The sequence below is a fragment of the Pseudomonas sputi genome, assembly GCF_021603585.1.
Classification (GTDB): Bacteria; Pseudomonadota; Gammaproteobacteria; order Pseudomonadales; family Pseudomonadaceae; genus Aquipseudomonas; species Aquipseudomonas sputi.
The window spans coordinates 1-26,339 of record NZ_BQHI01000009.1 but is presented as its reverse complement, the minus strand read 5'-3'; the positions used below and the strand labels follow the sequence as shown (position 1 = coordinate 26,339).

General features: G+C 62.1%; 17 protein-coding genes. 9 read left to right on the top strand and 8 right to left on the bottom strand.

Annotation, left to right across the window (positions count from 1 at the left end):
• Positions 1 to 133: 133 nt before the first annotated feature.
• Positions 134 to 937, top strand: coding sequence for a 2,5-didehydrogluconate reductase DkgB (gene dkgB / locus L6D81_RS14685; RefSeq protein ID WP_236180452.1), 804 nt, complete (start codon positions 134 to 136; stop codon positions 935 to 937).
• Between the two features lie 4 nt (positions 938 to 941).
• Here the strand turns inward: dkgB and L6D81_RS14680 are convergent, their stop codons facing one another.
• The 7 genes from L6D81_RS14680 to L6D81_RS14650 all read right to left on the bottom strand — a co-directional run bounded on the left by L6D81_RS14680 (position 942) and on the right by L6D81_RS14650 (position 11,444).
• Entirely contained in the window at positions 942 to 4,166 is a 3,225-nt protein-coding gene (locus L6D81_RS14680; RefSeq protein ID WP_236180450.1) for an ATP-binding protein, read from the bottom strand.
• 13 nt (positions 4,167 to 4,179) lie between these two features.
• Positions 4,180 to 4,806, bottom strand: coding sequence for a response regulator transcription factor (locus L6D81_RS14675; RefSeq protein WP_236180448.1), 627 nt, complete (start codon positions 4,804 to 4,806; stop codon positions 4,180 to 4,182).
• Between the two features lie 100 nt (positions 4,807 to 4,906).
• Positions 4,907 to 5,380, bottom strand: a complete 474-nt coding sequence (locus tag L6D81_RS14670; RefSeq protein ID WP_236180446.1) for a chemotaxis protein CheY — start codon at positions 5,378 to 5,380, stop codon at positions 4,907 to 4,909.
• Between the two features lie 109 nt (positions 5,381 to 5,489).
• Positions 5,490 to 6,206, bottom strand: a complete 717-nt coding sequence (locus L6D81_RS14665; protein WP_236180444.1) for an MgtC/SapB family protein — start codon at positions 6,204 to 6,206, stop codon at positions 5,490 to 5,492.
• Positions 6,207 to 6,260: 54 nt separating this feature from the next.
• Positions 6,261 to 8,960: a magnesium-translocating P-type ATPase gene (mgtA, locus tag L6D81_RS14660; RefSeq protein ID WP_236180442.1), complete on the bottom strand. Its 2,700-nt coding sequence runs from the start codon at positions 8,958 to 8,960 to the stop codon at positions 6,261 to 6,263.
• A gap of 550 nt (positions 8,961 to 9,510) precedes the next feature.
• Positions 9,511 to 10,848 (bottom strand): lysine N(6)-hydroxylase/L-ornithine N(5)-oxygenase family protein, encoded by a 1,338-nt coding sequence (locus tag L6D81_RS14655; RefSeq protein ID WP_236180440.1) that lies wholly within the window; start codon positions 10,846 to 10,848, stop codon positions 9,511 to 9,513.
• Between the two features lie 113 nt (positions 10,849 to 10,961).
• Complete coding sequence (locus L6D81_RS14650) at positions 10,962 to 11,444, bottom strand: sigma-70 family RNA polymerase sigma factor (protein WP_276574210.1); 483 nt, start codon at positions 11,442 to 11,444, stop codon at positions 10,962 to 10,964.
• A gap of 318 nt (positions 11,445 to 11,762) precedes the next feature.
• On the opposite strand from L6D81_RS14650, the gene L6D81_RS14645 reads away from it, so the two are divergent.
• Genes L6D81_RS14645 through L6D81_RS14635 form a run of 3 tightly spaced genes read left to right on the top strand, consistent with a single transcriptional unit; the run spans position 11,763 to position 16,311 of the window.
• Entirely contained in the window at positions 11,763 to 12,935 is a 1,173-nt protein-coding gene (locus tag L6D81_RS14645; protein WP_236180438.1) for an efflux RND transporter periplasmic adaptor subunit, read from the top strand.
• Positions 12,936 to 14,909: a MacB family efflux pump subunit gene (locus L6D81_RS14640; RefSeq protein WP_236180436.1), complete on the top strand. Its 1,974-nt coding sequence runs from the start codon at positions 12,936 to 12,938 to the stop codon at positions 14,907 to 14,909.
• 7 nt (positions 14,910 to 14,916) lie between these two features.
• Positions 14,917 to 16,311: an efflux transporter outer membrane subunit gene (locus tag L6D81_RS14635; RefSeq protein ID WP_236180434.1), complete on the top strand. Its 1,395-nt coding sequence runs from the start codon at positions 14,917 to 14,919 to the stop codon at positions 16,309 to 16,311.
• A 77-nt stretch (positions 16,312 to 16,388) separates the two neighbouring features.
• Here L6D81_RS14635 and pvdP read toward each other — a convergent pair whose 3' ends face one another.
• Entirely contained in the window at positions 16,389 to 18,008 is a 1,620-nt protein-coding gene (gene pvdP, locus L6D81_RS14630) for a pyoverdine maturation tyrosinase PvdP (RefSeq protein WP_236180432.1), read from the bottom strand.
• A gap of 174 nt (positions 18,009 to 18,182) precedes the next feature.
• Here pvdP and pvdM point away from each other — a divergent pair, with 174 nt between their 5' ends.
• The 5 genes from pvdM to L6D81_RS14605 all read left to right on the top strand — a co-directional run bounded on the left by pvdM (position 18,183) and on the right by L6D81_RS14605 (position 26,146).
• The gene (pvdM, locus tag L6D81_RS14625; RefSeq protein WP_236180430.1) at positions 18,183 to 19,553 is read left to right on the top strand and encodes a pyoverdine-tailoring dipeptidase-like protein PvdM; all 1,371 of its coding nucleotides are present in this window, start codon (positions 18,183 to 18,185) and stop codon (positions 19,551 to 19,553) included.
• On the top strand, positions 19,550 to 20,833 hold the full coding sequence (pvdN, locus tag L6D81_RS14620) for a pyoverdine-tailoring periplasmic protein PvdN (RefSeq protein ID WP_236180428.1): 1,284 nt from the start codon (positions 19,550 to 19,552) through the stop codon (positions 20,831 to 20,833). The genes pvdM and pvdN overlap by 4 nt, the downstream gene beginning before the upstream one ends.
• 32 nt (positions 20,834 to 20,865) lie before the next feature.
• A complete protein-coding gene (pvdO, locus tag L6D81_RS14615; protein WP_236180426.1) occupies positions 20,866 to 21,774 on the top strand; it encodes a dihydropyoverdine dehydrogenase in 909 nt (302 codons plus the stop codon).
• 148 nt (positions 21,775 to 21,922) lie between these two features.
• On the top strand, positions 21,923 to 23,572 hold the full coding sequence (locus L6D81_RS14610; protein WP_236180424.1) for a cyclic peptide export ABC transporter: 1,650 nt from the start codon (positions 21,923 to 21,925) through the stop codon (positions 23,570 to 23,572).
• Between the two features lie 117 nt (positions 23,573 to 23,689).
• On the top strand, positions 23,690 to 26,146 hold the full coding sequence (locus L6D81_RS14605) for a TonB-dependent siderophore receptor (protein ID WP_236180422.1): 2,457 nt from the start codon (positions 23,690 to 23,692) through the stop codon (positions 26,144 to 26,146).
• Positions 26,147 to 26,339 lie beyond the last annotated feature (193 nt).

Here is a 26,339-nt window from a genome sequence, read left to right as displayed (position 1 = left end):
TACTGATAGAACAATATCCAACTGTCGTGATTCGTGACTTTCAGTCAACAGTACTTTGCCCCGACAGCGGTTTTTCCCAAGGAATCAGACGCGGATACTCCTGCCCATTCCCACTGTTACCCTGGAGTCCTGCATGTCTGTTCCCGCTTTCGGTCTTGGTACGTTTCGCTTGCAAGGCCAGGTGGTCATCGATTCGGTGAGCACTGCCCTTGAACTCGGTTACCGGGTCATCGACACCGCGCAGATCTACGAAAACGAAGCCGACGTAGGCGAGGCCATTGCCGCCAGTGGCATCGCCCGCGATGAACTGTTCATCACCAGCAAGATCTGGATCGCCAACTTCGCCAAGGATCGTCTGATCGAAAGCCTCAGGGAGAGCCTGCAAAAGCTGCAGACCGACTACCTCGACCTGACGCTGATCCACTGGCCGTCGCCGGAAGATCAGGTACCGGTCGAAGCATTCATGGGCGCGCTGCTGGAAGCCAGACGCCTGGGCCTGACCCGACAGATCGGCGTGTCCAACTTCACCATCGACCTGATGAAACAGGCGATTGCTGCGGTCGGCGCGGAAAATATCGCTACCAATCAGATCGAATTGCACCCGTACCTGCAAAACCGCAAGGTCGTGGAATTCGCCCAGAGTCAGGGCATCCAGATCACGTCGTACATGACCCTGGCCTATGGCGAAGTGTTGAAGGATCCGCTGATCGTGCAGATCGCCGAGCGTCTGCAAGCCACCCCGGCGCAGGTCACCCTGGCGTGGGCGATGCAATCGGGTTACGCGGTGATTCCGTCGTCGACCAAACGCGCCAACCTGCAAGGCAACCTCGGCGCCACGGCGCTGACCCTGAGCGACGCCGACATGGCGCTGATCGCCACCCTGGATCGCGGCCATCGCCTGACCAGCCCCAAAGGCATTGCGCCACAGTGGGACTGATCGATCAGGCCTGAAGCTGCTGCGCGAGGTCGTGCATGGCCACGCGCAGCGAATCGATGGCGGCCTTCAATGCCGCTTCGGGCTCATCGGCCCGGCAGGCCTGCTCGAGTACCCGACATGCCGAGACCACCCGCTCGGCACCGATCATGTGCGCCCCGCCTGTGACGTGGTGAGCCAGATCACGCAAACCGGCGCGGTCACCTTTGCGACCTGATTCGTCCAGACGTTCGAGGTCAATGCGCAGGCTGCCCAGCACCTCCTCACGCAATTGCTCGATCAGCGGGTTATCCGCGCCTGCCAGTTGTAACAGCGCACTCAGATCGAACTCGGCCACTGCCGGATCGTCCACACTCTCGACCTGTGTTCCCCCGGATGTGGCGACCATCAGCGCCTGGCTCAATTCGCGCAGCAGAACCGGCTTGAACAGGCAATCATCCATTCCGGCCGCCAGGCATCGCTGCTTTTCTTCCATCTGCGCATTGGCGGTAAATCCGAGGATCAGACAAGGCGCCCTGCCCGTCGCGGCTTCTTCCTGACGCACTGCTCTTGTCAGCGCATAACCGTTGAGCCCCGGCATGTTGCAGTCGGTGATCAATGCATCGAAGGATTGCCCGCGCCACAGCGCCAGCCCCTCTTCACCGCCAGCAGAGTCAATGGCGCAATGCCCGAGCTCACTCAACTGTCGGCACAGCAACAGGCGATTTACCGGATGGTCATCCACCACCAGCACGTTCAGCGACTTTACCGTCGCCGTCGCCGTCGCTGACGCGGGTGCCACCTCTTGCACGAGCGGCTGCGGCACAGGCAATTCCAGCCGCAGCATGACCTGCGTACCCCTTCCCGGCTCGCTGCTCATCCACAGCTCACCCCCCATCATCCGGCACAGGCTGCGGCTGATCACCAGCCCCAGACCAGAACCGCCATGCACTACAGACTGATGTTCGCCGACCTGTACAAACGGACTGAACAACCGCTGCTGATCCTCGGCACTGATGCCCCGGCCACTGTCTTCAATGATCACCCCCGCATCCAACTGCCCGCCCTGCTCGCTGAACACTCGCAAGCGCAGGCTGACCTCGCCGTCGTCGGTGAACTTGATCGCGTTGCTCAGCAGATTCGACAATATCTGCTTGAAACGCAGGGGATCGAGCATCACGTCGACGTCGCTGCGCTCATCCAGTTCTACATTCCACAATAAGGGCTTCTGCCGGGCCAGGCCTTCGAAGATCCGACACACCGACGCCACCACCTCACGCAGATTGACCCGTTCGGGCACCAGCGACAAATGCCCCGCCTCGATGCGTGCGATATCGAGAATATCGCCGATCAGTGCCAGCAGCTGCTGCCCGGCGCTGGACGCCACTTCGATCGCCTGGCGATCGGTCACACCTTCATCGGCACGCTTGAGGGCCAGTTCGAGCATGCCGATCAGGGCATTCATCGGTGTACGGATTTCATGGCTCATGGTCGCCAGGAACGTGCTCTTGGCACGATTGGCGTCATCGGCTGCCTCCTTGGCCTCCTGCAACTGCCGCAGCCATTGCTGGCGCTGGCGGATCTGCCTGCGCTGAAAGCCTATCCAGACCAGAGCCAGCAACAGCAACCCTGCGGCCACGGCAAACCCGCGCAGGATTTGCTCTCGATGACGCTGCCAATAGCTGTCCTGCAACACCACGTTATGACTCCAGCGCGCAACCAGCTCGTCCATTTCCTGTGGCGCAATGCTCAGCAGTGCCTTGTTCAGAATCGAATGCAACTGGGGGGCATCGAGCGCTGTGGCTATGGCAACCCGGGCCGGCTGATCGCCCAGCGTGGAGACAATCCGCAAGCGACCGCGGTACTGGCGGTCAATCTGGTAGCGCGCCACCAGCAACGAATTCAATGTCGCATCGGCCTGCCCGGCAAGCAGCGCCTGCGTGCCGTCGGCCGGGCTGGACAACTCGATCAGGCGAATCTGTGGCACGTGGTCCAACAGGTAATCGCGCAGCGGATTGCCGCGATAGAGCGCCAGACGTTTGCCCGTCATCTCGTCCAGACTGCGCGGCGCCTGCTCCTTCGAGTCGGTGATCAGAACAAAGGGACTGTTGACGTACGACCGGGTAAACCGCATCTGCATTTCGCGCTCGCGACTCGGTGTCAGCACCGGCAACAGATCCAGCTCCCCGCTCTTGAGTTGTTCAACCTGACGATCCAGAGACTGACCGCGCACCACCCGGAATGTGAGGCCACTGCGCTGACTGATCAGGTTGAGCAGTTGGGCAGCCAAGCCACTGAAGTGGCCATCGGCGTCGAAGAATGTCAATGGCGCAAAATCCTCGACAGCGCCGACCCACACCACCGGATGCTGATCCAGCCACTGTTGCTCGATGTCACTCAGGCTCACCCGCGATTGCGCCGCCCTGTCAGCGCGACCGGCACTCCAGCGCAGCTCCATCGCCAGGCGCTGTTCCATGGGAATCGCCAGCAGGGCTTTGTCGACGAGGCGCTTCAAACGCGTGTTGCTGCGAGCCAGGGAAAAGCCGAACGGGTTGGCGTCAAGGCCCGAAGTACCGGCCAGTCGCAGGTCGTTGTGAAAATGAGTGTTGATCAGATAGCTGGCGCTGATGAAGTCGCCCAGGTACAGATCATCCCGACCGAACGCCACGGCACCGAGAGCATCGAAAATCGAGCGGTAATGCTGCAGGGAGGCTTGCGGGTATGCCGCTTCGATGGTCGAGGCTGGCAGGTAGTCATCCACCATGGCGATGCGTTTGCCGACCAGGTCGCCCGGCAACGAGTCTTCGAGCCGGGTTACCCACATCGGCTGATCCTCGGCGTAGGCGCGGGACAACATCAAGTCCGGGTCGGCGAGTTCGAAGTTGTTCGACGTCCCCAGCAGGTCCACTTCCCCGGCCTTGAGCGCGGCCATGGCGCTTCCCCGGTCGGCGTAGCACCAGACTTCAACACGGATATTCAGAATCTGTGCAATCGCGTCAGCGTAATCGGCCGTCAGCCCCTCCAGCTCATGGCGCTTGCGGGTCAACTCGAAGGGCGGGTAATCCGGCCAGGAGGCACCGATACGCAATACCGGGTGCGCACTCAGCCACTGTCTGTCCTGCTCATCAAGGCGAATCTGCACGCCTTCCAGGCGGGTGCGCGAGACGATTTCCAGCCGTTGCGCACTTGTCGCCGCCTGCACTGCGCCTGCAAACAACAGCATCAGCAGGAGGATGAATCGCCAAGTCCTCATCGTGCGAATCCTTTCAGAGCAGACGGTGGCGCAGGGCAATCTCTCGCAACATCACTGTCGATTTGATCCCGAGCTTGAGCATCAAACGGGTCTTGTAGGTACTGATGGTTTTGTGGCTGCGGTTCATCTCCGCGGCAATCTGCTTGTTCGATATGCCTTGCGCCAGCTTCTTCAGGATTTCCATTTCGCGATCGGACAGCGATTCAATCAGCCGGCCTTCATCACTGTGCCCATCGAGTTGCCCTGCGCTGTCCACCGACTGGGCAGGAAAAAAGCAGTAGCCCGAACGGACGGCCTTGATGGCATTCTCCAGTTGTTTCAAATCGGCGGACTTGTCGACAAATGCCATTGCACCGGCATACCGGCAGCGTCTCAGGAACGTTTCCGCAGGCGCCGAGGTAAAAACCACGGTCTTGCAGACCAGTCCGACCGCCTTGATATGCTCCAATACTTGCAGACCGCCCATTTTATCGAGCCCCAGGTCGAGCAGAACCAGATCGGGTTGATGTGCACGGATCATCGGCACGACGCCGGCGCCACTCGACACTTCGTAAATCTCTTTGTAACCCAACCCCTGCAGCAGAATTCGGATAGCAATGACAACCACCGGATGGTCTTCGGCTATCAGTACTGAACTCATGGCCACTCCAAGTGCAAATACATGACAATGACGCCACCGCTCTCGCTGAACGGGACGATATGTAGCGGCGTAACGACTGTTGCACGGGAAGTACCGCGAATCACCTGTCAGATCTGACAGGTGCGCCATCTGCGGATCTGTGATAAAGCGCGCGATCGCCCCAGAGAATCGCCGAGCAGGCGGACGAAGAACGCTGCGGCGACGACTCGACCGAGGCCATCAACTGTTCGATGGTGCCCATGGAAGGCAAGGCTTCAGGGCTGGTGATGATCCTTGACCCAAGATGCCCTGGAACACATGAGCAATCCGCCGGCTCACCGTAGATCAGCGCCCACCGGATTTGTGATTGATCGAACAGAAGGCCACGCCGGTCCGCGATCCCGGCCGCCAGCTCGGCGTTGACCACCAGGACATCGAACGGCTGGCAGGCGTAATCGACCAGTGTCAGCAGCTCGGCAAGGTTTTGCGCCGGTGCAATGCGGTAGTAATCGAGGCCATTGAACAGGCGCTCGATCCTCATCCGCTGAAGATGCTGCAGGTCGGCGATCAGGATGCGCAGGGTTTTGTCGGTCAACGTGAGAGTCCGGGTAGTCGCTTCAAGTGGCGGCAAGACTACCCAAGCATCGGGATGCACTCTGTAGGACTTTTCCGAAAAGCACTGTCACTCATCCGGATTGAAAAAGTTACTCCGTGGTGCTCGGACTCCAGAACGCCTGCACTACCAGCGCCGAGGTCGAGATTCGTGCCACCAGCGCATCCAATTCATCACCGTCCACCGAAGTGGTCGCCAGTGTCGCTTCGATTTCGATTTCATCGGTACCGAAAGCATGTACATCGACATCGCTGGCCGGGTAATTGCTGCGTTCCAGTTCGGCCTCGAGCAAGGCGAACACGGCTTTCTGCTGGGAACGCCGGGCGATGACGTAAACGATGTTGGTGACTTCCGCCGACACCACATCCAGCGGCTGACGGTTGATGTTGTTGACGATCGGCCGCAGCAAGGTATTGGCGGCGAGCACGAACAAGGTGCCCAGCACCGCTTCGGCCAGCAAATCGGCACCGGCGCAGGCGCCGACCGCTGCCGAGGTCCACAGCGTGGCGGCGGTGTTGAGCCCGCGTACGTTACCCTCTTCGCGCATGATCACCCCGGCACCGAGAAAACCGATGCCGGAGACCACATACGCGACCACCCGCACCGCGCCATCGGCGCCGCCGAGCCGGTTGGCCATGTCGACGAAAATCGCCGCACCGACCGCCACCAGCACGTTGGTGCGCAAACCCGCCGTGCGTTGCCGGTACTGACGTTCGAAGCCGATCAGGCCGCCGAGGGTGAAGGCCGCCCCGAGGCTGACCAGCGTGTCGAGCAATGAGCCGAGGTTGAGATTGTTGATTGCTTGCATGTCGAACTCCCTGAGACCGCCCCCCTTGCTCCCACAAGGGGGGAATCTTTCCTGTTACTGCCAGCCGAACCGGCGGATGTAGAAACCTTTGACGGCCTGAGTCAGCGCCATGTACGCCAGCAGGATCATCGGCAGGAACACGAAATACATCGACGGCAGTGCCTGCAATTTGAAGTAGTGCGCCAGCGGTCCCATCGGCAGGAAGATGCCCACGGCCATGATGATTGCGGTCATCACCAGCAACGGCATGGCCGCGCGGCTTTGCAGGAACGGAATCTTCGGCGTGCGGATCATGTGCACGATCAGCGTCTGGGTCAGCAGCCCGACCACGAACCAGCCGGACTGGAACAGGGTCTGGTGATCCGGGGTGTTGGCATCGAACACGTACCACATCAAGGCGAACGTGGTGATATCGAAGATCGAACTGATCGGGCCGAAGAACAGCATGAAGCGCCCGACGTCCCCTGGCTGCCAGCGTTGCGGCTGTTTCAGCATCTCGTCATCGACGTTGTCGAACGGGATCGCGATCTGCGAAATGTCATAGAGCAGGTTCTGCACCAGCAGGTGCATCGGCAGCATCGGCAGGAACGGAATGAACGCACTGGCGACCAGTACCGAGAACACGTTGCCGAAGTTCGAGCTGGCGGTCATCTTGATGTACTTGAGCATGTTGGCGAAGGTGCGGCGCCCTTCCAGCACGCCCTCCTCCAGCACCATCAGGCTCTTTTCCAGCAGGATGATGTCGGCCGCTTCCTTGGCGATGTCCACCGCGCTGTCCACGGAGATCCCGATGTCTGCGGTGCGCAGTGCCGGTGCGTCGTTGATGCCGTCGCCCATGAACCCGACCACGTGGCCGTTGCCCTTGAGGATGCGCACAATGCGCTCCTTGTGCGACGGCGTCAGCTTGGCAAACACGTTGGTGGTCTCTACCGCCACTGCCAGTTCGGCGTCGCTCATGCGCTCGATGTCGTTGCCCATCAGCAGGCCTTGCTGGGCCAGGCCCACTTCGCGGCAGATCTTGGCGGTCACCAGTTCGTTGTCGCCGGTCAGCACTTTCACCGCCACGCCATGCTCGGCCAGGGCCTTGAGCGCGGGGGCCGTGCTTTCCTTCGGCGGATCGAGGAACGCCACGTAACCGATCAGCGTCAGTTCCTGCTCATCGCTCAGGCTGTAAGTGTCACGACCTTGCGGCATCGAGCGTGCCGCCACCGCCACCACGCGCAAGCCTTCAGCGTTGAATGCTGCTGTGACCTGGCGGATTTTCGCCAGCAATTCATCGCTCAAGGCTTCGTCGACCTCACCGTGACGCACCCGGCTGCACACCGCCAGCACCTCTTCCACTGCGCCTTTGCAGATCAGTTGATGGGGCTGACCGCGCCCTTCGACCACCACCGACATGCGCCGGCGGTTGAAGTCGAACGGGATTTCGTCGACCTTGCGAAACGCCGTCCCGACCTTCAGCTCACGGTGGATTTCCACATGCTCCAGCACCGCCACGTCGAGCAGGTTTTTCAGGCCGGTCTGGTAGTAGCTGTTGAGGTAGGCCATTTCCAGCACGTCATCGGAGTCTTCGCCCCAGACGTCGACGTTGCGTGCCAGGAAGATCCTGTCCTGAGTCAAAGTGCCGGTCTTGTCGGTGCACAACACGTCCATGGCGCCGAAGTTCTGGATGGCGTCGAGGCGTTTGACGATGACTTTCTTGCGCGACAGGAACACCGCCCCCTTGGCCAGCGTCGAGGTGACGATCATCGGCAGCATTTCCGGGGTCAGGCCCACGGCGATGGACAATGCGAACAACAGTGCTTCGGTCCAGTCGCCCTTGGTGAAGCCGTTGATGAACAACACCAGCGGCGCCATGACGAACATGAAGCGGATCAGCAGCCAGCTGACTTTGTTCACACCTTGCTGGAACGAAGTCACCGCACGATCCGTCGCCCCGACCCGCTGTGCCAGTGCACCGAAATAGGTGCTGTTGCCGGTGGTAAGAATCACCGCCACCGCCGTGCCGGACACCACGTTGGTGCCCATGAACAGGATGTTGTCGAGCTCCAGCGGATTGCGCGTGTCGCGATCGGCCTGACGGGGGAATTTTTCCACCGGCATCGACTCGCCGGTCATCGCGGCCTGGCTGACGAACAGGTCCTTGGCACTGAGCACTCGGCAATCGGCAGGAATCATGTCGCCGGCCGAGAGTACGATCAGATCGCCGGGCACCAATTGCTTGATCGGTAATTCAGCGCGCGGCGCATCCCGACGCAGCACGGTGGCGGTGTTGCTGACCATCGCCTTGAGCGCATCGGCGGCCTGGTTGGATTTGCTTTCCTGCCAGAAGCGCAGCAGGGTCGAGAGCACCACCATCGAGAAAATCACGATGGCGGCCTTGAGGTCCTCGGTCAGCCACGAGATCACCGCCAGCAGGGTCAGCAGCAGGTTGAACGGGTTCTTGTAGCAGTGCCACAGGTGGGTCCACCACGGCAGCGGTTGCTCGTGTTCGACTTCGTTGAGGCCATGCTGCGCACGCAACACATCGACTTCGAAATCGGTGAGACCGTCGCTGTGGGTGCCGAGGTTCGACAGCAGCACGCCGCTGTCGCAATGGGCGGCGTCCACCAGTGTATTGGCCAGGGTGGGCGGCACTTCACGGCTGACCGTGGTGTCGTTGAGGGTTTCCAGCAAGGCCAGGCGACGGAAGTGCCGGGCGATGTGGCGAGTCCGCAGGAAGCCTGCGAAAAATTCCTTGAGCGTAAGTTTCATGGCTGTTGCCCCTATGGTCAGCCGGGAAACCGTCGAGCAGGTACGTCCTCGTCCCGGGCACCGGAAAACCGGCACGGCAAGGCGTGGCGCGCCGGTCAGAAAAGACAGGCGTGTCGATAGGGCTGCAATGACGACGATGAAGTCGACTTCACAGGCTTTTCAGTGTCGATGAGAAGGACGTCGGGACATGACCGGACCGGTCATGATCGGGATGCCGCTGCTCGCTGTTCGGCGAGACAACGGCACAAAGGAATGCGCGTTATCTTGCCGAGAATCCGCCGGTTACAAGGACCGGCCGACAACTGTCACTCGAACAAGTACCCACTGTGGGTCTCCGCTATTGATGAAAACGCGCGAAGCTTACGCCCCGATGTCTGGAGAGTAAACCTGCAAAAGGACGTGTGTCGGGGAATGTGGCGGGTGTTCAGGAAGGGTTCAGGATTGATCCCGAGATCGTTCCTACGCTCCGCGTGGGAACGCCTCAAGGGACGCTCCGCGTTCCAATGGGACGCAGAGCGTCCCCGGGCGTGGGAACGATCAACGGTCTGGTTTAGCTGGCGGTAGCCAGCAACAAGTCCATCACCGAACGGCTGTGTCCGCGGTTCCTGCCATGCTCATACAGCGAGCCGGCAATCTCGTCCGCGCGGATCGGCAGGATCGACAGCAGTGTATCGCTCAGACCGTGGCTGGCCTGGCAGAAGCCCTGCATGTACAGACCGGCCTTGCAGCGCTCGTCGGTGATCAACCGGTAATTGCGGTCGACCTCGAAGTCACCCAGGTACTCTTCCAGCGGCGCCAGCAGTTTGCGGTGCATCTGGCGCTCGTAACCGGTAGCCAGCACGACCGCGTCGTAGGCACGCACGGTGACTTCGCCGGTGGCGTTGTTGCGCACGGTCAGTTCGATACCCTGCTCGGTGGCGGCGGCTTTCTCGACCGCGGTCAGGGTGCGGAACGCATGGCGGGCAACACCGGAAACCTTCTGGCGATAGAAGATGCCGTAGATGCGCTCGATCAGATCGATGTCGACCACCGAATAGTTGGTGTTGTGGTACTCGTTGACCAGACGCTCACGCTCGCTGCTGTCCTGCTGGAAGATCAGGTCAGTGAACTCGGGCGAGAACACTTCGTTGACGAACGGGCTGTCGTCCGCCGGCTTCAGCGCCGAGCCGCGCAGGATCATGTCGACCTGCACCGACGGGAACGAATCGTTCAGGTCGATGAAGGCTTCCGCCGCGCTCTGTCCGCCGCCGATGATCGCGATGCTCATCGGCTGGTTGTTGATGCACGGCTGTTTGGCCATTTGCGCCAGGTACTGCGAGTGATGGAACACCCGACCGTCGCCCTTCAGCGCCTTGAACGCTTCGGGAATGCGCGGCGTGCCGCCGGCGCTGACCACCACCGAGCGCGCGGTGCGCACAAACTGCTGGCCTTCGGTATCCCGGGAAATCACCCGCAGGGCTTCGACCTGATGGTTGTGCAGCACCGGCTCGATGGTCAGCACTTCTTCGCCATAGCGGCTCTGTTCGGTGAACTGCGCGGCCACCCAGCGCAGGTAGTCGTTGTACTCCATGCGGCATGGATAGAAGGTGCCGAGGTTGATGAAGTCCACCAGACGGCCGTGGTGCTTGAGGTAGTTGACGAACGAGTACGGGCTGGTCGGATTGCGCAAGGTGACCAGATCCTTGAGAAAGGAAATCTGCAACTCGCTCTGGGTCGACAGGGTGTTGCCGTGCCAGCTGTAGTTGGGTTGTTTGTCGAGAAACAGAACATCCAGTTCCCCCTGGGTCGGGCCGCGCTCTTGCAGAGCGATGGCCAGCGCCAGGTTCGAAGGGCCGAAACCGACGCCGATCAAGTCGTGGATGATGGGCGATGCAATTGCCTGTGTCATTTCCAGTGTCCTCTGGACGAAAAGCCTGAGTGACCTGACCGGCCTTGAGCAGGACAGCAGATCGTCTGTTGAGTAGGAACGAGGACAGTGAAAAAAAATTTAACGACGACGGCTCAATGGGCATCCCATTGTTTGATGCGCAGGCGGCAATGCTTCATCGCGTTGACGATGTGCTTTTCCACCAGAGCCTTGGAAATCCCGAGGTGCTGCGCGATTTCGGGGTGCGACAGGCCTTCGATCTTGCGCAACAGAAAACTTTCGCGACACAGCGGCGAAAGTTCTGCCAGGGCACGCTGGAGCATCTCCAGTCGTTGACCTTGATCGAAGGTGTTGTGGGGAGACGGGGTGAAATAGCGCTCTTCGCTGTCGAGCACTTCCAGCGACTCGGCCTGACGCAGGGCATTGCGCCGATGATCATCGATCACCAGGTTCAGCGCCGTGCGATAAAGAAATGCCCGGGGTTGCTCGATCGGCGTTTCGCTGGACCGTTCCAGCACCCGCAGATAGGCGTCATGCACCACGTCTTCGGCCACCTGACGATTGCCGAGCCTGGCGTTCAGGAAACACACCAACTCGCGATAGTAGTTTTCCAACATGACTCCCCGCCGCCGCGTGCGGTTTCGATCCTTGAGCCAGATCGGCGACGGCCGGAACAGGCAGTAGCACGATGGTGGCAAATTCAGTGCGTAATTTATAGTAATTCTCATATAGATTTAAAGTACTGTTTCGGTTTGCCCGACAAATTGTTCTCGCCTATACCTGTTACCGCGTTTTTCAGCGCTTAAATTCGCCGCCCCTTCTGTCGTTTAACCAACAGCCCTCCCGTGTCTGTCGTGCCCTGCGACAGCATCCGGTCGTGCCCGCTTGCGGTGCCCGGCGGATGACGGGCCGATTCACACTGGCCGGAACCCCGCATGAAACGTCCCCGCCCCGCCCGACGCGCCCTGCTTATCGCTCTTTGCCTGATCCCCGTCCTTGCCATTGCGGCGTGGCAAGTCCTGCCGCCCGGTCGCGATCAATTCGCCACCGTCTCCGTCAGCCGCGGCGACATCGAAAGCAGCGTCACCGCGCTGGGCACGCTGCAGCCAAGGCGTTATGTGGACGTCGGCGCCCAGGCGTCGGGGCAGATCCGCAAAATCCACGTCGAAGTCGGTGACGTGGTCAAGGAAGGTCAACTGCTGGTGGAGATCGATCCGTCCACGCAAAAGGCCAAACTCGACGCCGGGCGTTTTTCCATCGAAAACCTCAAGGCCCAATTGCAGGAGCAGAAAGCCCAGCACGAACTCGCGCAACAGAAATACCGGCGCCAGCAGAATCTCGCGGCCGGCGGAGCGACCCGCGAAGAAGACGTACAGACCGCCCGCGCCGAACTGAAAGCCACCCAGGCGCGCATCGACATGTTCCAGGCCCAGATCCGTCAGGCCGAAGCCAGCCTGCGCAGCGATCAGGCCGAACTCGGCTACACCCGCATTTATGCGCCGATGGCCGGCACCGTGGTTGCTCTCGATGCCCGCGAAGGCCAGACCCTCAACGCCCAGCAGCAGACACCGCTGATCCTGCGGATCGCCAAGCTGTCGCCGATGACCGTGTGGGCGGAAGTTTCCGAAGCCGACATCGGCCACGTCAAACCGGGCATGACCGCCTACTTCACCACACTCAGCGGCGGTAACCGACGCTGGAGCAGCACCGTACGGCAGATCCTGCCCGTGCCGCCCAAGCCACTGGACCAGACCAGCCAGGGCGGCGGCAGCCCCGCCAGTACCAGCAAGAGCGGCAGTGCCCGCGTGGTGCTGTACACCGTATTGCTGGACGTCGACAACGCCGACAACGCGCTGATGGCGGAGATGACCACGCAAGTCTTTTTCGTCGCCCACCAGGCGCAAAATGTGCTCACCGCACCGGTGGCCGCACTGCAGGGCAGCACCAGCGACAACCTGCAGACCGCGCAGGTGATCGGCGCCAACGGCAAGATCGAAACCCGCGAAGTGCGCACCGGCATCAGCGACCGCCTCAAAGTGCAGATTATCGAAGGCCTCAACGAGGGCGATCACCTGGTGATCGGCCCGGCCACCGGCAGCGGAGGTTAAATGCAAACGCCTCTGATCGACCTGCAGGACATCCGCAAATCCTACGGCGGCGGCGACGCGCCCGAGGTTCATGTCCTGCGCGGCATCGACCTGTCGATTCACGCCGGCGAATTCGTGGCAATTGTCGGCGCTTCCGGCTCCGGCAAATCGACGCTGATGAACATCCTCGGCTGCCTCGACCGACCGACCTCCGGCGAATACCGTTTCGCCGGGGAAAACGTCGCCGGCCTGGACACCGACGAACTGGCCTGGCTACGACGCGAGGCCTTTGGTTTCGTGTTCCAGGGTTATCACCTGATTCCGTCCGGCTCGGCCCAGGAAAACGTCGAGATGCCGGCGATCTACGCCGGCACACCTGCCGCCGAACGCCACGCCCGCGCCGCCGCCCTGCTCGACCGCCTGGGCCTTGCCTCGCGCACCCGCAACCGTCCGCATCAGCTCTCCGGCGGCCAGCAACAACGGGTGTCGATTGCCCGGGCATTGATGAACGGCGGGCACATCATTCTCGCCGACGAACCCACCGGCGCCCTCGACAGTCACAGCGGCAAAGAGGTCATGGCGCTGCTCGACGAACTGGCAAGCCAGGGCCATGTGGTCATCCTGATCACCCACGACCGCGAAGTGGCCGCACGGGCCAAACGCATCATCGAAATCAGCGACGGCCTGATCGTCAGCGACAGCGCCCGCCACAACCCCGAGGTCCAGACCAGCGCCAACCCCGGCGCCTTGCAGGCGGTGGATCTGCGCAAACGCCTGAGCGAAGGCGCGCAAGCTTCCGGCGCCTGGAAAGGCGAGCTGGTGGACGCCCTGCATGCCGCCTGGCGGGTGATGTGGATCAACCGCTTCCGCACCGCCCTGACCTTGCTGGGGATCATCATCGGCGTGGCGTCGGTGGTGGTCATGCTCGCCGTCGGCGAAGGCAGCAAGCGCCAGGTGATGGCGCAAATGGGCGCCTTCGGTTCGAACATCATTTACCTCAGCGGCTCGTCACCCAACCCGCGCACACCGCAAGGCATCGTCACCCTCGATGACGTGGCGGCGCTGGCGAGCCTGCCGCAGGTCATGCGGATCATGCCGGTCAACGGCGCCGAGGCCGGGGTACGTTTCGGCAATGCCGACTACCTGAGTTACGTCGGCGGCAACGACACCCACTTCCCGGCGATCTTCAACTGGCCCGTGGTGCAGGGCAGTTACTTCACCGAGGCCGATGAGCGCAATGCCGCAGCGGTCGCAGTGATCGGTCACAAAGTCCGCACCAAATTGCTCAAGGACGTCGCCAACCCCATCGGCCAATACATCCTGATCGAGAACGTGCCGTTCCAGGTCGTAGGCGTACTGGCGGAAAAAGGCGCCAGCTCCGGCGACTCCGACAGCGACAACCGGATCGCCGTGCCCTACTCCGCCGCCAGCGTCCGCCTGTTCGGCACACGCAATCCGGAATACGTGGCGATCGCCGCCGCCGATGCGCGCAAGGTCAAGGAAGCCGAACACGCCATCGAACAACTGATGCTGCGCCTGCACAACGGCAAGAAGGATTTCGAGCTGACCAACAACGCCGCGATGATCCAGGCTGAAGCCCGCACGCAAAACACCCTGTCGCTGATGCTCGGCTCGATTGCCGCGATTTCGCTGCTGGTAGGCGGCATCGGGGTGATGAACATCATGCTGATGACCGTGCGCGAACGCACCCGCGAGATCGGCATCCGCATGGCCACTGGTGCCCGTCAGCGCGACATCCTTCGCCAGTTTCTGACCGAAGCGGTGATGCTCTCGGTGGTCGGCGGGATTGCCGGCATCGCCCTGGCGCTGATCGTCGGCGGCGTGCTGATCCTCAGCGAAGTCGCCGTGGCGTTTTCCTTGATGGCGGTGTTCGGCGCCTTCGGCTGCGCCCTCGTGACCGGTGTTGTCTTCGGCTTCATGCCGGCCCGCAAAGCCGCCCGGCTCGACCCGGTGACGGCCCTTACCAGTGAATGATCGATCTATGAAATCGTGCCTCAGCCTGTTGACCGTGTGCCTGATGCTCAGCGCCTGCGGCAGTCCCGTCCAGCGCCCCGACAGCGGCCTGCAACCGCCCGCCACCTGGCAGTCGCCTCACGACGCCAGCGTTGCCCGCGTCGATCCGCAATGGTGGAAGCAGTTCGGCAGCCCCGAGCTCGACCGCCTGATCGAACAGGCCCGCCTCGGCAGCTTCGACCTCGCGGCCGCCGTTACCCGAGTGCGCCAGGCCCAGGCCGGCACGGTGATTGCCGGCGGCTCGCAGTTGCCGGAAATCAAGGCAGGGGCCAACGCCAATCGGCAGAAACTGCTGCGCGGCAATGGCTACTCCCAGCTCGACGCGGACAGCAGCAACAAGGCGGTGGATTATTTCGATGCCAACCTGAGCGCGTCCTACGAAATCGACTTCTGGGGCGGCAAACGCGCCTCACGCGACAGCGCGCAGTTTGCCCTGCAAGCCAGCGAGTTCGACCGGGCGACCGTGGAACTGACCTTGCTCAGCGGCGTGGCCAACACCTATGCGCAAGTCTTGTCGCTGCGTGAGCAAAGTCGCATCGCCGAACTGAACCTGGCCAATGCACAAAACGTGCTGAAACTGGTGCAGACCCGCTACGACTCAGGCTCGGCCACCGCTTTGGAGCTGGCCCAGCAGAAAAGTCTGGTGGCTGCGCAACAACGGCAACTGCCACAGGTGCAACAACAGGCCCGGGATGCCCTGATCAGCCTCGCCGCGCTGCTCGGCCGGCCGGTGCAGGAGCTGCAAACCGGCGCGGAACCGTTCGATCGCCTGCAATGGCCGACCATCGATGCCGGCGTGCCCAGCGATCTGCTCAGTCGTCGCCCGGACATTGCCCGCGCCGAAGCGCAACTGGCGGCGGCCGAGGCCGATGTCACAGTCGCCCGCGCCGCCATGCTGCCGACCGTGACCCTTACCGCCCAACTGGGCTCCGGGGCCAACCAGTTCGATGACATGATTCGCAGCCCTTTCTACAACCTCACCGCCGGACTGGTTGCACCGATCTTCAACAATGGTCGCCTGAGCGCCGAACGCGACAAGGCCACGGCTCGCCAGGAAGAACTGCTGGAAACCTATCGCGGGGCGATCATCAACGGTTTCGCCGACGTCGAAAAAGCCTTGAACGGGATTCGCGGGCTCGACGAACAGCGGCAATGGCAAAGTGAAGAATTGAATCAGGCGCAGGCCGCGTTCGATATCGCCCGGCGCCGCTATCAGGCCGGCGCCGAGGATTTGCTGACGGTACTGGAAACCCAGCGCACGCTGTACGCGGCGCAGGATCTGAATGTGCAACTGCGCCTGTTGCGATTGCAGGCGAGTATCGGGTTGTACAAGGCACTGGGTGGAGGCTGGCAGGCTCTGTAATCGTGCGCCACCGCGAATGCCGCCCGAAGCGGACTGGCTTCGGGCGGCGTTGCGACGCTTGAACGATAACGCGGTTCTCAGACCGCGCTGTTTTTGGCCTTCAGGTTACGCGCGTACCACGGCCGCTTAGGCACCCGCCGGAACAACCCTTCGAGTTTCTTCTCGTCCTCGCCAAAGGTGATGCGCAGCGCGAGCTTCATGGTTTCCGGGTCCATCTCCACCGACTTGCCCACCTGCAAGCCCGGCACCGTGCTGCAACCATGAGTGGTGGGGCCCAGCCACGGATCCGCCACTTCAACCCAGCGCCCCGGGGCAAACCATTGCACGCCATTGACTTCAAGCCGTGTGACCTGCCCCGGATGGAAACGCTCGTGAGCACGGAACCAGTCCTCCACACGGTCATCGATCCAGCCATGGAACGCCCAGAACACCGGGTTCACATGGGAGGAAAACGGATCGCCGAGGAAGTCGTTCTCCGGGGCAAACCAGCGTGCGGCGAAATCGTCCAGATCCCGGGCCAGGGGCACCGGTTGACCGTTGGACGGATCGCGCGGCACCGACGCCCAGCGCATGTGCAGCCAGTCGTGCAGCCCCAGTTCGACTTCGGAGCCGAACTGGCCGAGGGTCAGCTTCGACAGGTATTGCGGATCGCGGTACTGCGACTCCCAGACTTCGAAGTTGCTCTGGTAGGTCTCGGCGGTCTTGATGTCGCTGACCCATTGCGCGTACTCGTCATCACCTTCGGCCAGCCAGGTCGGCGGCAGCGAAGTGCCGTCGTGGTTATCGAAGTACCGGGCAAACCCGACACGGTCGCGTACCAGTTCCGGCTGCGGCAACGGGAAGAACCTCCACGACGGCAGATCCTGCATCGAGCGCGCCGTGCCGAGCATGTGTCGGTGCATGAAGAAGAAGTCGATACCCGAACCATTGCGATCCTTGCGCGGACCGCGGGCATCCCGTTCCAGGTCGCGTGGGCCGGGCTGCCAGCCGAGGCCGCGCAAGGCATTGCGCTTGTCCTCGGACAGGGTGTGCCATTTATCCCGCGTCGCATGCCAGACCTGGTGGAACAGCCGATGCTCGGGCGACACCAGCCACGCCAGCAGCGTCGGGTTCAACGGCGTACGCTGTCGCGCTTCCGGGAACAGGCATTTGACCGCCACGAAACGGTGATCCTGCGTTGGCAGGGCCAGCGAGCGATCGAGACGTTGCACGGTGCCGCTCAGGGTGCCGCTGCCGGCATTGCCGAAATCGGCCCAGACCTCATCGAGGATCATGTTCAGTTCGTAGTCCACACTGCCGCCGGCACCCAGCAGTCGCCAACTGAGTGTGGATGCCTCGGCCCCGGCCAGATCGCCGAGAATCCGGTAACGGGGGGTGTCGGCAGAGCGCAGACGCTCCGGCGTGTCGAGAAAACCGCACACGCCCCGGCCTTTCTGGCCGATGTCGATGAACACTTCCAGGCCCTGGGTCGGCAAGCCGTCCAGGCCCGCGTCACGCCCCGTGAAACGGATCTTCCAGACCCCGCGCAACGCATTCGCCAGGCGCTGCCCGGCCACGTCGGCGACATCGAACGACGCCTCACCGGGGGTGATCGTCGGGTCGGGCTTCGTCCATTCGCGATGCCCGAAATAAGCTGCAGGTACGGCAGCGCCGGTCAGCGCCAGGCCTGCCATGAACCATCGTCGAGAAATCCTCATTGCCCTACCTGTGTTCAGCCCTGAAGCAGGCTTTATCCAAGCTAGAACGTTTGCTGGCCGAACAAATTTAAGCGCCACCGGGGCGGACTAATTTTCTGCCGCGCCCGCTCGTTCTTCCCAGATAGCAAAGGCCTCTGTGCCTGCACCTCGACGGCGAACCTGACTGAGATGGCAATGACAAAACCACGTTCGAAAAAGGCTCTATTCATCGGCCTGCCACTAGCCCTGGCGCTCAGCGCCGGCGCCGGTTTCGCGGTCTGGGACATCGGGTTCAGGGACAACCCCGGCTACCCGGTCAAAGTCATGCAGCAGGCCGAAGAACTGCACGAGCACATGCTTTCGTTCGACAGCCACATCACCATCACCCAGAACTTCGGCACCACCGGCCACGAAGTCGACAGGGACGGCAGCGACCAGTTCGACCTGGTCAAGGCCAATCGCGGGCGGCTGTCCGGTGCGGCACTGACGATCTTTGGCTGGCCGGAAATCTGGAACGGCCCGAACGCTCCGCACAAGCCCACCGCAGGCTTCGTCGACGAGGCGCGCAACCAGCAGGAAATCCGCTACAAGATCATTTCCGGGATGGTCCGCGACTTTCCCAACCAGGTCGGCATCGCCTACACCGCCAACGACTTCCGGCGCCTGCACGGCGAAGGCAAGTTCGCGATCTTCATCAGCATGCTCAACGCCTATCCGCTGGGGCACGACCTGAACCAATTGGACCTGTGGGCCGCGCGCGGCATGCGCATGTTCGGCTTCAGCTATATCGGCAACAACGACTGGGCCGACTCGTCGCGCCCGCTGCCGTTCTTCAATGACTCGCCGGACGCCCTCGACGGCCTTTCGGACCTGGGCAAGCAAGCGGTCAAGCGCCTGAACGACCTGGGCGTGATCATCGACGTGTCGCAGATGTCGACCAAGGCCCTGGAGCAAGTCGCGCAACTGAGCCGTACCCCGCTGGTGGCGTCACACTCGGCGCCGCGGGCCATGGTCGATATCCCGCGCAACCTCAGCGACAAGGAAATGCAGCTGATCAAGAACAGCGGCGGCGTGGTGCAGATCGTCGGCTTCTCGCAATACCTGCGGCCCCTGACCCAAGGCACCCAGGACAAGCTCAACGAACTGCGTAAACGCTTCGACCTGCCGCCGCTGCCGAACCTGGCCGTGGCCCTGATGCCGGGCGATCCGATCATCGCGGCCTGGTCGGAGCAGAAATTCGGCGAGTATGCCGGCCAGCTCTACGCGATCCTCGAAGAAGAGCCGAAAGCCAGCCTCAAAGACCTGGGCGACGCCATCGATTACACGGTCCGCAAGATCGGCATCGACCACGTCGGCATCAGCTCGGACTTCAACGAAGGCGGCGGCGTCAAAGGCTGGGAGAACGTCGGCGAGATCCGCAACGTGACTGCTGAACTGCTGTCGCGCGGCTACTCGGAAGCGGACATCGCCAAGCTCTGGGGCGGCAACTTCCTGCGGGTCTGGGATCAGGTCGAGAAATCCGCCAAACCGGCACTGGCCACTGCCCGGGAAGCCGCCAAGCCATGAGCAACCGTCGTGACTTTCTCAAGCAGGCCGGGATCCTCGCCGCTGCCTTGCCGCTGGGCGCGAGCCTGCCGAACCTCGCCAGCGCTTCGACCGCCGCCGCCCCGACGCCACGTAACAAATGGGTGCAGTTGCAGCAACTGTTCGATCAGGATCCGGCGTGGCTGCACTTCTCCAACTTTCTGATCACCACCCACCCGCGCCCGGTGCGCGAGGCGATCGAAATGCACCGCGCCGCCCTCGACAAGAACCCTGGGCTGGCAATGGACTGGGACCACGGCGTCACCGAAAAACGCGAGGAAGCCGTGCGCGTGCTGGCCGGCCAATACGTGCAGGCCGATGCCCGGCAGATTGCGCTCACCGGCAGCACCACCGAAGGGCTGGCGATAATTTACGGCGGTGTCCAGGTGCGCCCCGATCAGGAAATCCTCACCACCGAACACGAACACTACGCGACCCACACCATCCTCGAACTGCGCACCCAGCGGGACGGCACCAAGGTGCGCAAGATCCGCCTGTTCAAGGATCCGTACCAGATCAGCAAGGAAGAGCTGCTGGCAAACATCGACCGCAGCATCCGCCCGCAGACCCGCGTGCTCGGCATGTGCTGGGTGCATTCGGGCAGCGGCGTGAAACTGCCCCTCGCCGACATCGGTGCGCTGGTCGACAAACACAACCGAGGGCGCAGCGAAGCTGATCGCATCGTGTATGTCGTCGACGGGGTGCATGGTTTCGGCGTGGAGGACCTGAGCTTCCCGGCCATGAACTGCGACTTCTTCATCGCCGGCACCCACAAGTGGATGTTCGGCCCGCGCGGCACCGGGATCGTGGTCAGCCGCACGCCGGAAGTGAAATACATCACGCCGATCATCCCGACCTTTTCCGAGGCCGAGCACTTCTCCACCACCATGACGCCGGGCGGCTACCACGCCTTCGAACATCGCTGGGCGCTGACCGAGGCATTCAAGTTGCACCTGCAACTGGGCAAGGCCGACGTTCAGGCGCGCATTCATGAGCTCAATACCTACCTGAAAACGCGCCTGCTGCAACGTCCGCAGATCGAGCTGATTACGCCGTTGAGCCCGGAATTTTCCGCCGGCTTCACCTTCTTCCGGGTCAGGGGCAAGAACAGCGACACGATCGCGGCGCACCTGATGACCAACAAGGTCGTGGCCGACGCGGTCGAGCGCGATGTCGGGCCGGTGATCCGTACCGCGCCGGGCCTGCTCAACGACGAAGCCCAGATCGACCGCCTGCTGGCGGTGCTGGATCAGGTGCTGTGAGCCGAACCTTTTTCCTTTTGACGAGATTCGAAATGAACAGTGAACTGCCTCGCTCTGCCCTGAAAACCCTGCCGGCGCTGATGTTCGCCGCCCTCGCCGCCAGCCTGTTGCCGAATGCTGCACAGGCCGCCACTCCGCCGGCACCGGGCAAGGTGTTCAAGGACTGCAAGGACTGCCCGGAAATGGTCGTGCTGCCCACCGGCACGTTCACCATGGGCACCCCGGAAGACGAAGTCGGCCGTGAGCCCGACGAAGGCCCGATGCACCCGGTGACATTCGCCAGGCCGCTGGCGATCAGCCGCTTCCAGGTACTCAAGGGCGAATGGTTCGCCTACCTCAAGGACACCGGCTACCAAATGCCCGACGGCGATGACCGCCCGGGCCGCGCATGCAAGGCCGGGATCCCGGATTACGCCGGCAGCGACCCGCGCAAGCAGTACACCGACAGGCACCCGGCGGTGTGCATGGACTTCGCCGAGGCCAACGCCTATGTGGCGTGGCTGTCGAAAAAAACCGGCAAGTCATACCGGCTGGTCAGTGAGTCCCTGCGCGAATACGCCGCCCGAGGCGGCACCAGCGGGCCGTTCCCTTTCCCGTTCGATGAAGGCAAGGAATACAGCATCGCCAAGCACGCCAATACCTACGGCGCAGCCGACGGCTACAATTTCACCGCACCGGCCGGCAGCTTCCCGCCCAACGCCTTCGGTGTGTACGACATGCACGGCAACGTCTACGAATGGACCGCCGATTGCTACAACGACAACTACGAAGGCGCGCCGAGCGACGGCAGTGCGTGGCAGACCGGCAAGTGCCAGTTCAAGCGCATTCGCGGCAACGACTGGGGCGAGGCACCGGTGTTCTCTCGCTCCGGCAACCGCAATGCGCTGGTGCCGACCGAGCGCGGCGACTGGATCGGTTTCCGGGTCGCGCGGGATCTGTAACGCCCCCGCCGCCACGCTAAATTAACCCTCCCGCCAGTCGTTCTACAGATGGCGCGCTCCATTGCGACGCGCCACTGCCCTCTACGTCACCCAGGCGAAGCCCGCAGCCCATCCCGGACCTCGCCGCTCTTTCACGCAGGGAACCTCCATGAGCAAACCAACACGCGGGGTGATCAATGAATTGTTCGCCCTGCTCAAACCCTTTCGGCTGATCGTTGTCGGTTCGATCCTGCTCGGCATGGTCGGCGGCCTGAGCGTCACGGCGCTGCTGGCGACGATCAACAACGCGCTGCACTCCGAAGCCGGCCTGACCAGCACCGTGGTCGCGGTGTTCGCCGGCCTGTGCCTGCTGGCCCTGGCCAGCTCGATCTTCTCCGACATCGGCACCAACTTCGTCGGCCAGCACATCATCGCCAGACTGCGCAAAGAGCTGGGCGAAAAAGTGCTGTCGGCGCCCATCGAGCAGATCGAACGCTATCGCAGTCATCGGTTGATCCCGGTGCTGACCCACGACGTCGACACCATCAGCGATTTCGCCTTCTCGTTTTCGCCGCTGGCGATTTCCATGACCGTCACCCTCGGCTGCATGGGTTATCTGGCGATGCTGTCGTGGCCGATGTTCCTGATGATGGCGGTGGCGGTGCTGATCGGCACGATCATCCAGTACATTGCCCAGGGCCGTGGCATGCAGGGTTTCATGAAGGCCCGCGACCATGAAGACGACCTGCAGAAGCACTACAACGCGATTGCCGAAGGCGCCAAGGAGCTGCGCATCCACCGCCCGCGTCGCAATCGCATGTTCGTTTCGGGTATTCAGACCACCGCCGACCAGATCTGCGAGACCCAGGTGCGCTCGGTGAACATTTACGTGGTCGCCAAGACCCTCGGCTCGATGTTGTTCTTTGTGGTGATCGGCCTGGCGCTGGCCCTGCAATCGCTGTGGCCAAGCGCCGACAAAGCGGTGATGAGCGGCTTCGTGCTGGTGCTGCTGTACATGAAGGGCCCACTGGAACATGTCATGGCGGCTTTGCCGATCGTGGGTCGTGCGCAGATCGCGTTCCGGCGGATCGCTGAGTTGTCCGAGCAGTTTTCGTCACCTGAACCGCACTTGCTGCTCAGTGATCAGGGCAACCAGAAAACCCCGGTGCACAGCCTGGAACTGACCGACGTCTCGTACAGCTTCCCGGCCGTGGACGGCGCTGCGCCGTTCCGCCTGGGGCCGGTGAACCTGAAAATCGATCAGGGCGACATCATCTTCATCGTCGGTGAAAACGGCTGCGGCAAGACCACCCTGATCAAGTTGCTGCTGGGCCTGTATGCGCCGCAGCAGGGTGAGATCCGCCTCAACGATCAAGTGGTGACCGCCCTCACCCGCGACGACTATCGCCAGTTGTTCACCACGATCTTCGCCGACTATTACCTGTTCGACGACGTGGTGCAGGGCGATACGCATATTCCGCAAGACGCCAACAAATACCTCGAGCGCCTGGAGATTGCGCACAAGGTCAGCGTGCGCGACGGCTCATTCACCACCACCGATCTGTCGACCGGCCAGCGCAAGCGTCTGGCGTTGATCAACGCGTGGCTGGAAGAGCGCCCGGTGCTGGTGTTCGACGAATGGGCCGCCGACCAGGACCCGACGTTCCGGCGGATTTTCTACACCGAACTGCTGCCGGACCTGAAGCGTCTGGGCAAGACCATCATCGTCATTTCCCACGACGACCGTTACTTCGACGTCGCCGACCAACTGGTGCGCATGAGCGCCGGCAAAGTGGTCACCGAGCTGCTACCCGCCTGATTGTGAAAATTTTGTAAAAAAAATGCGTTGAGCCTTTCCGGTTTTCGGAAGGCTCAACGTCTTACTTACAGTTAATAGAAATAGTTCTCAGTCAATACTTTGAAGAGTAGAAGAACAATGCCCGCACCGCACGGACTCCACCCACTCGCCAAGGCTCTGCTGATCCGCCGCTCCTTGCGCACCACCCTTCCCGCCGTATGTGCCCTGGCCCTCACCCTGCCGATGATCGGCCAGGCGCAGGCAGCGGCCGTGGCGATCGATATTCCTGCTCAGTCGCTGGGGAGCGCACTGCAGGAATTCGGCCGTCAGACCAATCTGCAAGTGCTGTACAGCCCGGACGAAGTGAGCGGCCTGCGGAGCGCCGCCGTCAGCGGCAACCTGGAACCGACCGCGGCGATCGCGCAATTGCTGCAGGGCACCGGCATCGCCTACAGCGTCCAGGGCAACAACGTTGCGTTGCGCGCCAGTGGCAACAGCGCAAGCCTGGACCTGGCGCCGACCAACATTACAGCAGCCCAGGAATCGGCGTGGGGCCCGGTTGACGGGATCGTCGCGAAACGCAGCGCCACCGGCTCGAAAACCGATACCGCGCTCAAGGAAATCCCGCAGACCATCAACGTCGTCACCCAGGACGAAATCAAGATGCGCGGTTCGCAGTCGGTCACCGAGGCCTTGCGCTACACCGCAGGCATGACCGGCGGCGGCTTCTCCGACCGGGTGAAAATCTTCGACGAACCGACGTCCCGCGGCTTCTCGCCTACCCCGCTCTACCTCGACGGCCTGCACCTGCCTTACGGCGGCGGCAGCACCGGCGGTTCGCTGCAGATCGACCCGTACAGCCTGGAGCGCATCGAAGTGCTCAAAGGCCCGGCATCGGTACTGTACGGCCAGAACCAGCCCGGCGGCATCGTCAACATGGTCGGCAAGCGTCCGACTGCCACACCGTTGCACGAAGTGATCCTGGGTGGCGGCAGCTATGACCGCAAATACGGCGCCTTCGACCTGGGCGGCCCGATCGATGACCAGGGCGAGTTTCTCTATCGCCTGACCGGTGTGGTCAACGACAGCAACTCGCAGATCGACCACGCCGACCAGAACCGCATGATGCTCGCGCCCAGCCTGACGTGGCTGCCGAACGACCGCACCAGCATCACCTTCTACGGCCAGTACCAGAAAGACCGCGACACCCCGGAAGCCCAGGGTCTGCCGGCCGACGGCACCGTGCACCGCAGCAGTGCCGGGCGCATCAGCCGCAGCCTGTTCATCGGCGAGCCGGGCGTGAACAAGTACGACCGCGAACAGTTCGTGATCGGCTACGAGATCGCCCATGAACTCAACGACGTCTGGACCCTCAAGCAGAACGCCCGCTACGCCGACGTCAACGACCGTTACGTCGCGCCGCTGCACGGCTACTCGTTCGAAACAAACCCGGTCACCGGTGACGAAAACAGCTACCAGACCCGTTACGGCGTGGACTGGGCGCAGCACAACAAGGTCTTCGGCATCGATAACATCGCCCAGGCCAAGTTCAAGACCGGCGAACTGGACCACACCCTGCTGCTGGGCGTGGACTACTACCACTTCAACTCCAAGTTCCTCGGTCGCTATGACCGCACGGGCCCGGCCATCGACCTGTACAACCCGGTCTACGGCAGCGAGTTCAATTTCCGCCAGCCTTACAAGTGGGACAACACCGTCAAGCAGACCGGCCTGTACACCCAGGATCAGATGCGCTGGAACCAGTGGTTCCTGACCCTTGGCGGTCGTTATGACTTCGCCGAGACCATCAACAAGGAACCGTTGGGCGGCAACCGTTCGAACCTCAAGGACGAGAAGTTCACCGGTCGTGCAGGCTTTGGCTACGAGTTCGAGAACGGCATGACGCCGTACGTGAGCTATGCCGAATCGTTCCTGCCGCAAACCGGTGCCGACATGAACGGTCGCGGGTTCGAGCCGACCGAAGGCAAGCAATACGAAGTCGGCATCAAGTACGAGCCGAAGTCGATCGACGGTTTCATCCAGCTGTCGGCCTATCAGATCGACCAGAACAACATGCTGACCAACGACCTGCAAAACCCGGGCTTCAGCATCCAGAGCGGTTCGGTGCGTTCGCGCGGTGTGGAGCTGGAAGGCAAGGTCAACGTCACGCAGAATCTGCGCGTGCTGGCCTCGGTGTCGCGTAACCAGATCAAATGGCGCAGCGTCAACGATGGCCGCGAAGGTCGCACCCTGGCCATGAGCCCGCCGCTGACCGCCTCCGCATGGATCAACTACGACTTCGACATCTCGACGTCGCTGGCCGGTCTGGGCATGGGCCTGGGCACCCGTTACGTGCGCAGCAGCTACGGCTCGGACTACGAGGAAGATTCCTTCCAGATCCCGTCCTACACCGTGTATGACGCCATGGTCTCCTACGACCTGGAAAAATCGCCACTGCACGTCAAAGGCGTGAAGGTGAAGATGAACCTGGAAAACCTCACCGACGAGAAATACGTCGCCAGCTGCAACAGCACGCTGGACTGCTACTACGGCGAAGGCCGGACCATGACCGCCGACGTGACCTACAACTGGTAACACGCTCAGCGTCAAACAAAACGCCGGCACCAGCCGGCGTTTTGCTGTCTGCGCGAAAGCAATGCCCGGTGTCTAGTCCTGAAATAGGTTTACACCTGTTTCACCCCAACGCCCGATGCATCGCATCGGGCGTTTTGTATTTCAACGACAGATGCGGACGCTCACGGTTGTAGATCAAGACCGACTCACTCAC

Coding starts and splice junctions, on each gene's coding strand:
- dkgB (WP_236180452.1), top strand. CDS start 134: ATGTCTGTTCCCGCTTTCGGTCTTGGTACGTTTCGCTTGCAAGGCCAG.
- L6D81_RS14680 (WP_236180450.1), bottom strand. CDS start 4,166: ATGAGGACTTGGCGATTCATCCTCCTGCTGATGCTGTTGTTTGCAGGC.
- L6D81_RS14675 (WP_236180448.1), bottom strand. CDS start 4,806: ATGAGTTCAGTACTGATAGCCGAAGACCATCCGGTGGTTGTCATTGCT.
- L6D81_RS14665 (WP_236180444.1), bottom strand. CDS start 6,206: ATGCAAGCAATCAACAATCTCAACCTCGGCTCATTGCTCGACACGCTG.
- mgtA (WP_236180442.1), bottom strand. CDS start 8,960: ATGAAACTTACGCTCAAGGAATTTTTCGCAGGCTTCCTGCGGACTCGC.
- L6D81_RS14655 (WP_236180440.1), bottom strand. CDS start 10,848: ATGACACAGGCAATTGCATCGCCCATCATCCACGACTTGATCGGCGTC.
- L6D81_RS14650 (WP_276574210.1), bottom strand. CDS start 11,444: ATGTTGGAAAACTACTATCGCGAGTTGGTGTGTTTCCTGAACGCCAGG.
- L6D81_RS14645 (WP_236180438.1), top strand. CDS start 11,763: ATGAAACGTCCCCGCCCCGCCCGACGCGCCCTGCTTATCGCTCTTTGC.
- L6D81_RS14640 (WP_236180436.1), top strand. CDS start 12,936: ATGCAAACGCCTCTGATCGACCTGCAGGACATCCGCAAATCCTACGGC.
- L6D81_RS14635 (WP_236180434.1), top strand. CDS start 14,917: ATGAAATCGTGCCTCAGCCTGTTGACCGTGTGCCTGATGCTCAGCGCC.
- pvdP (WP_236180432.1), bottom strand. CDS start 18,008: ATGAGGATTTCTCGACGATGGTTCATGGCAGGCCTGGCGCTGACCGGC.
- pvdM (WP_236180430.1), top strand. CDS start 18,183: ATGACAAAACCACGTTCGAAAAAGGCTCTATTCATCGGCCTGCCACTA.
- pvdN (WP_236180428.1), top strand. CDS start 19,550: ATGAGCAACCGTCGTGACTTTCTCAAGCAGGCCGGGATCCTCGCCGCT.
- pvdO (WP_236180426.1), top strand. CDS start 20,866: ATGAACAGTGAACTGCCTCGCTCTGCCCTGAAAACCCTGCCGGCGCTG.
- L6D81_RS14610 (WP_236180424.1), top strand. CDS start 21,923: ATGAGCAAACCAACACGCGGGGTGATCAATGAATTGTTCGCCCTGCTC.
- L6D81_RS14605 (WP_236180422.1), top strand. CDS start 23,690: ATGCCCGCACCGCACGGACTCCACCCACTCGCCAAGGCTCTGCTGATC.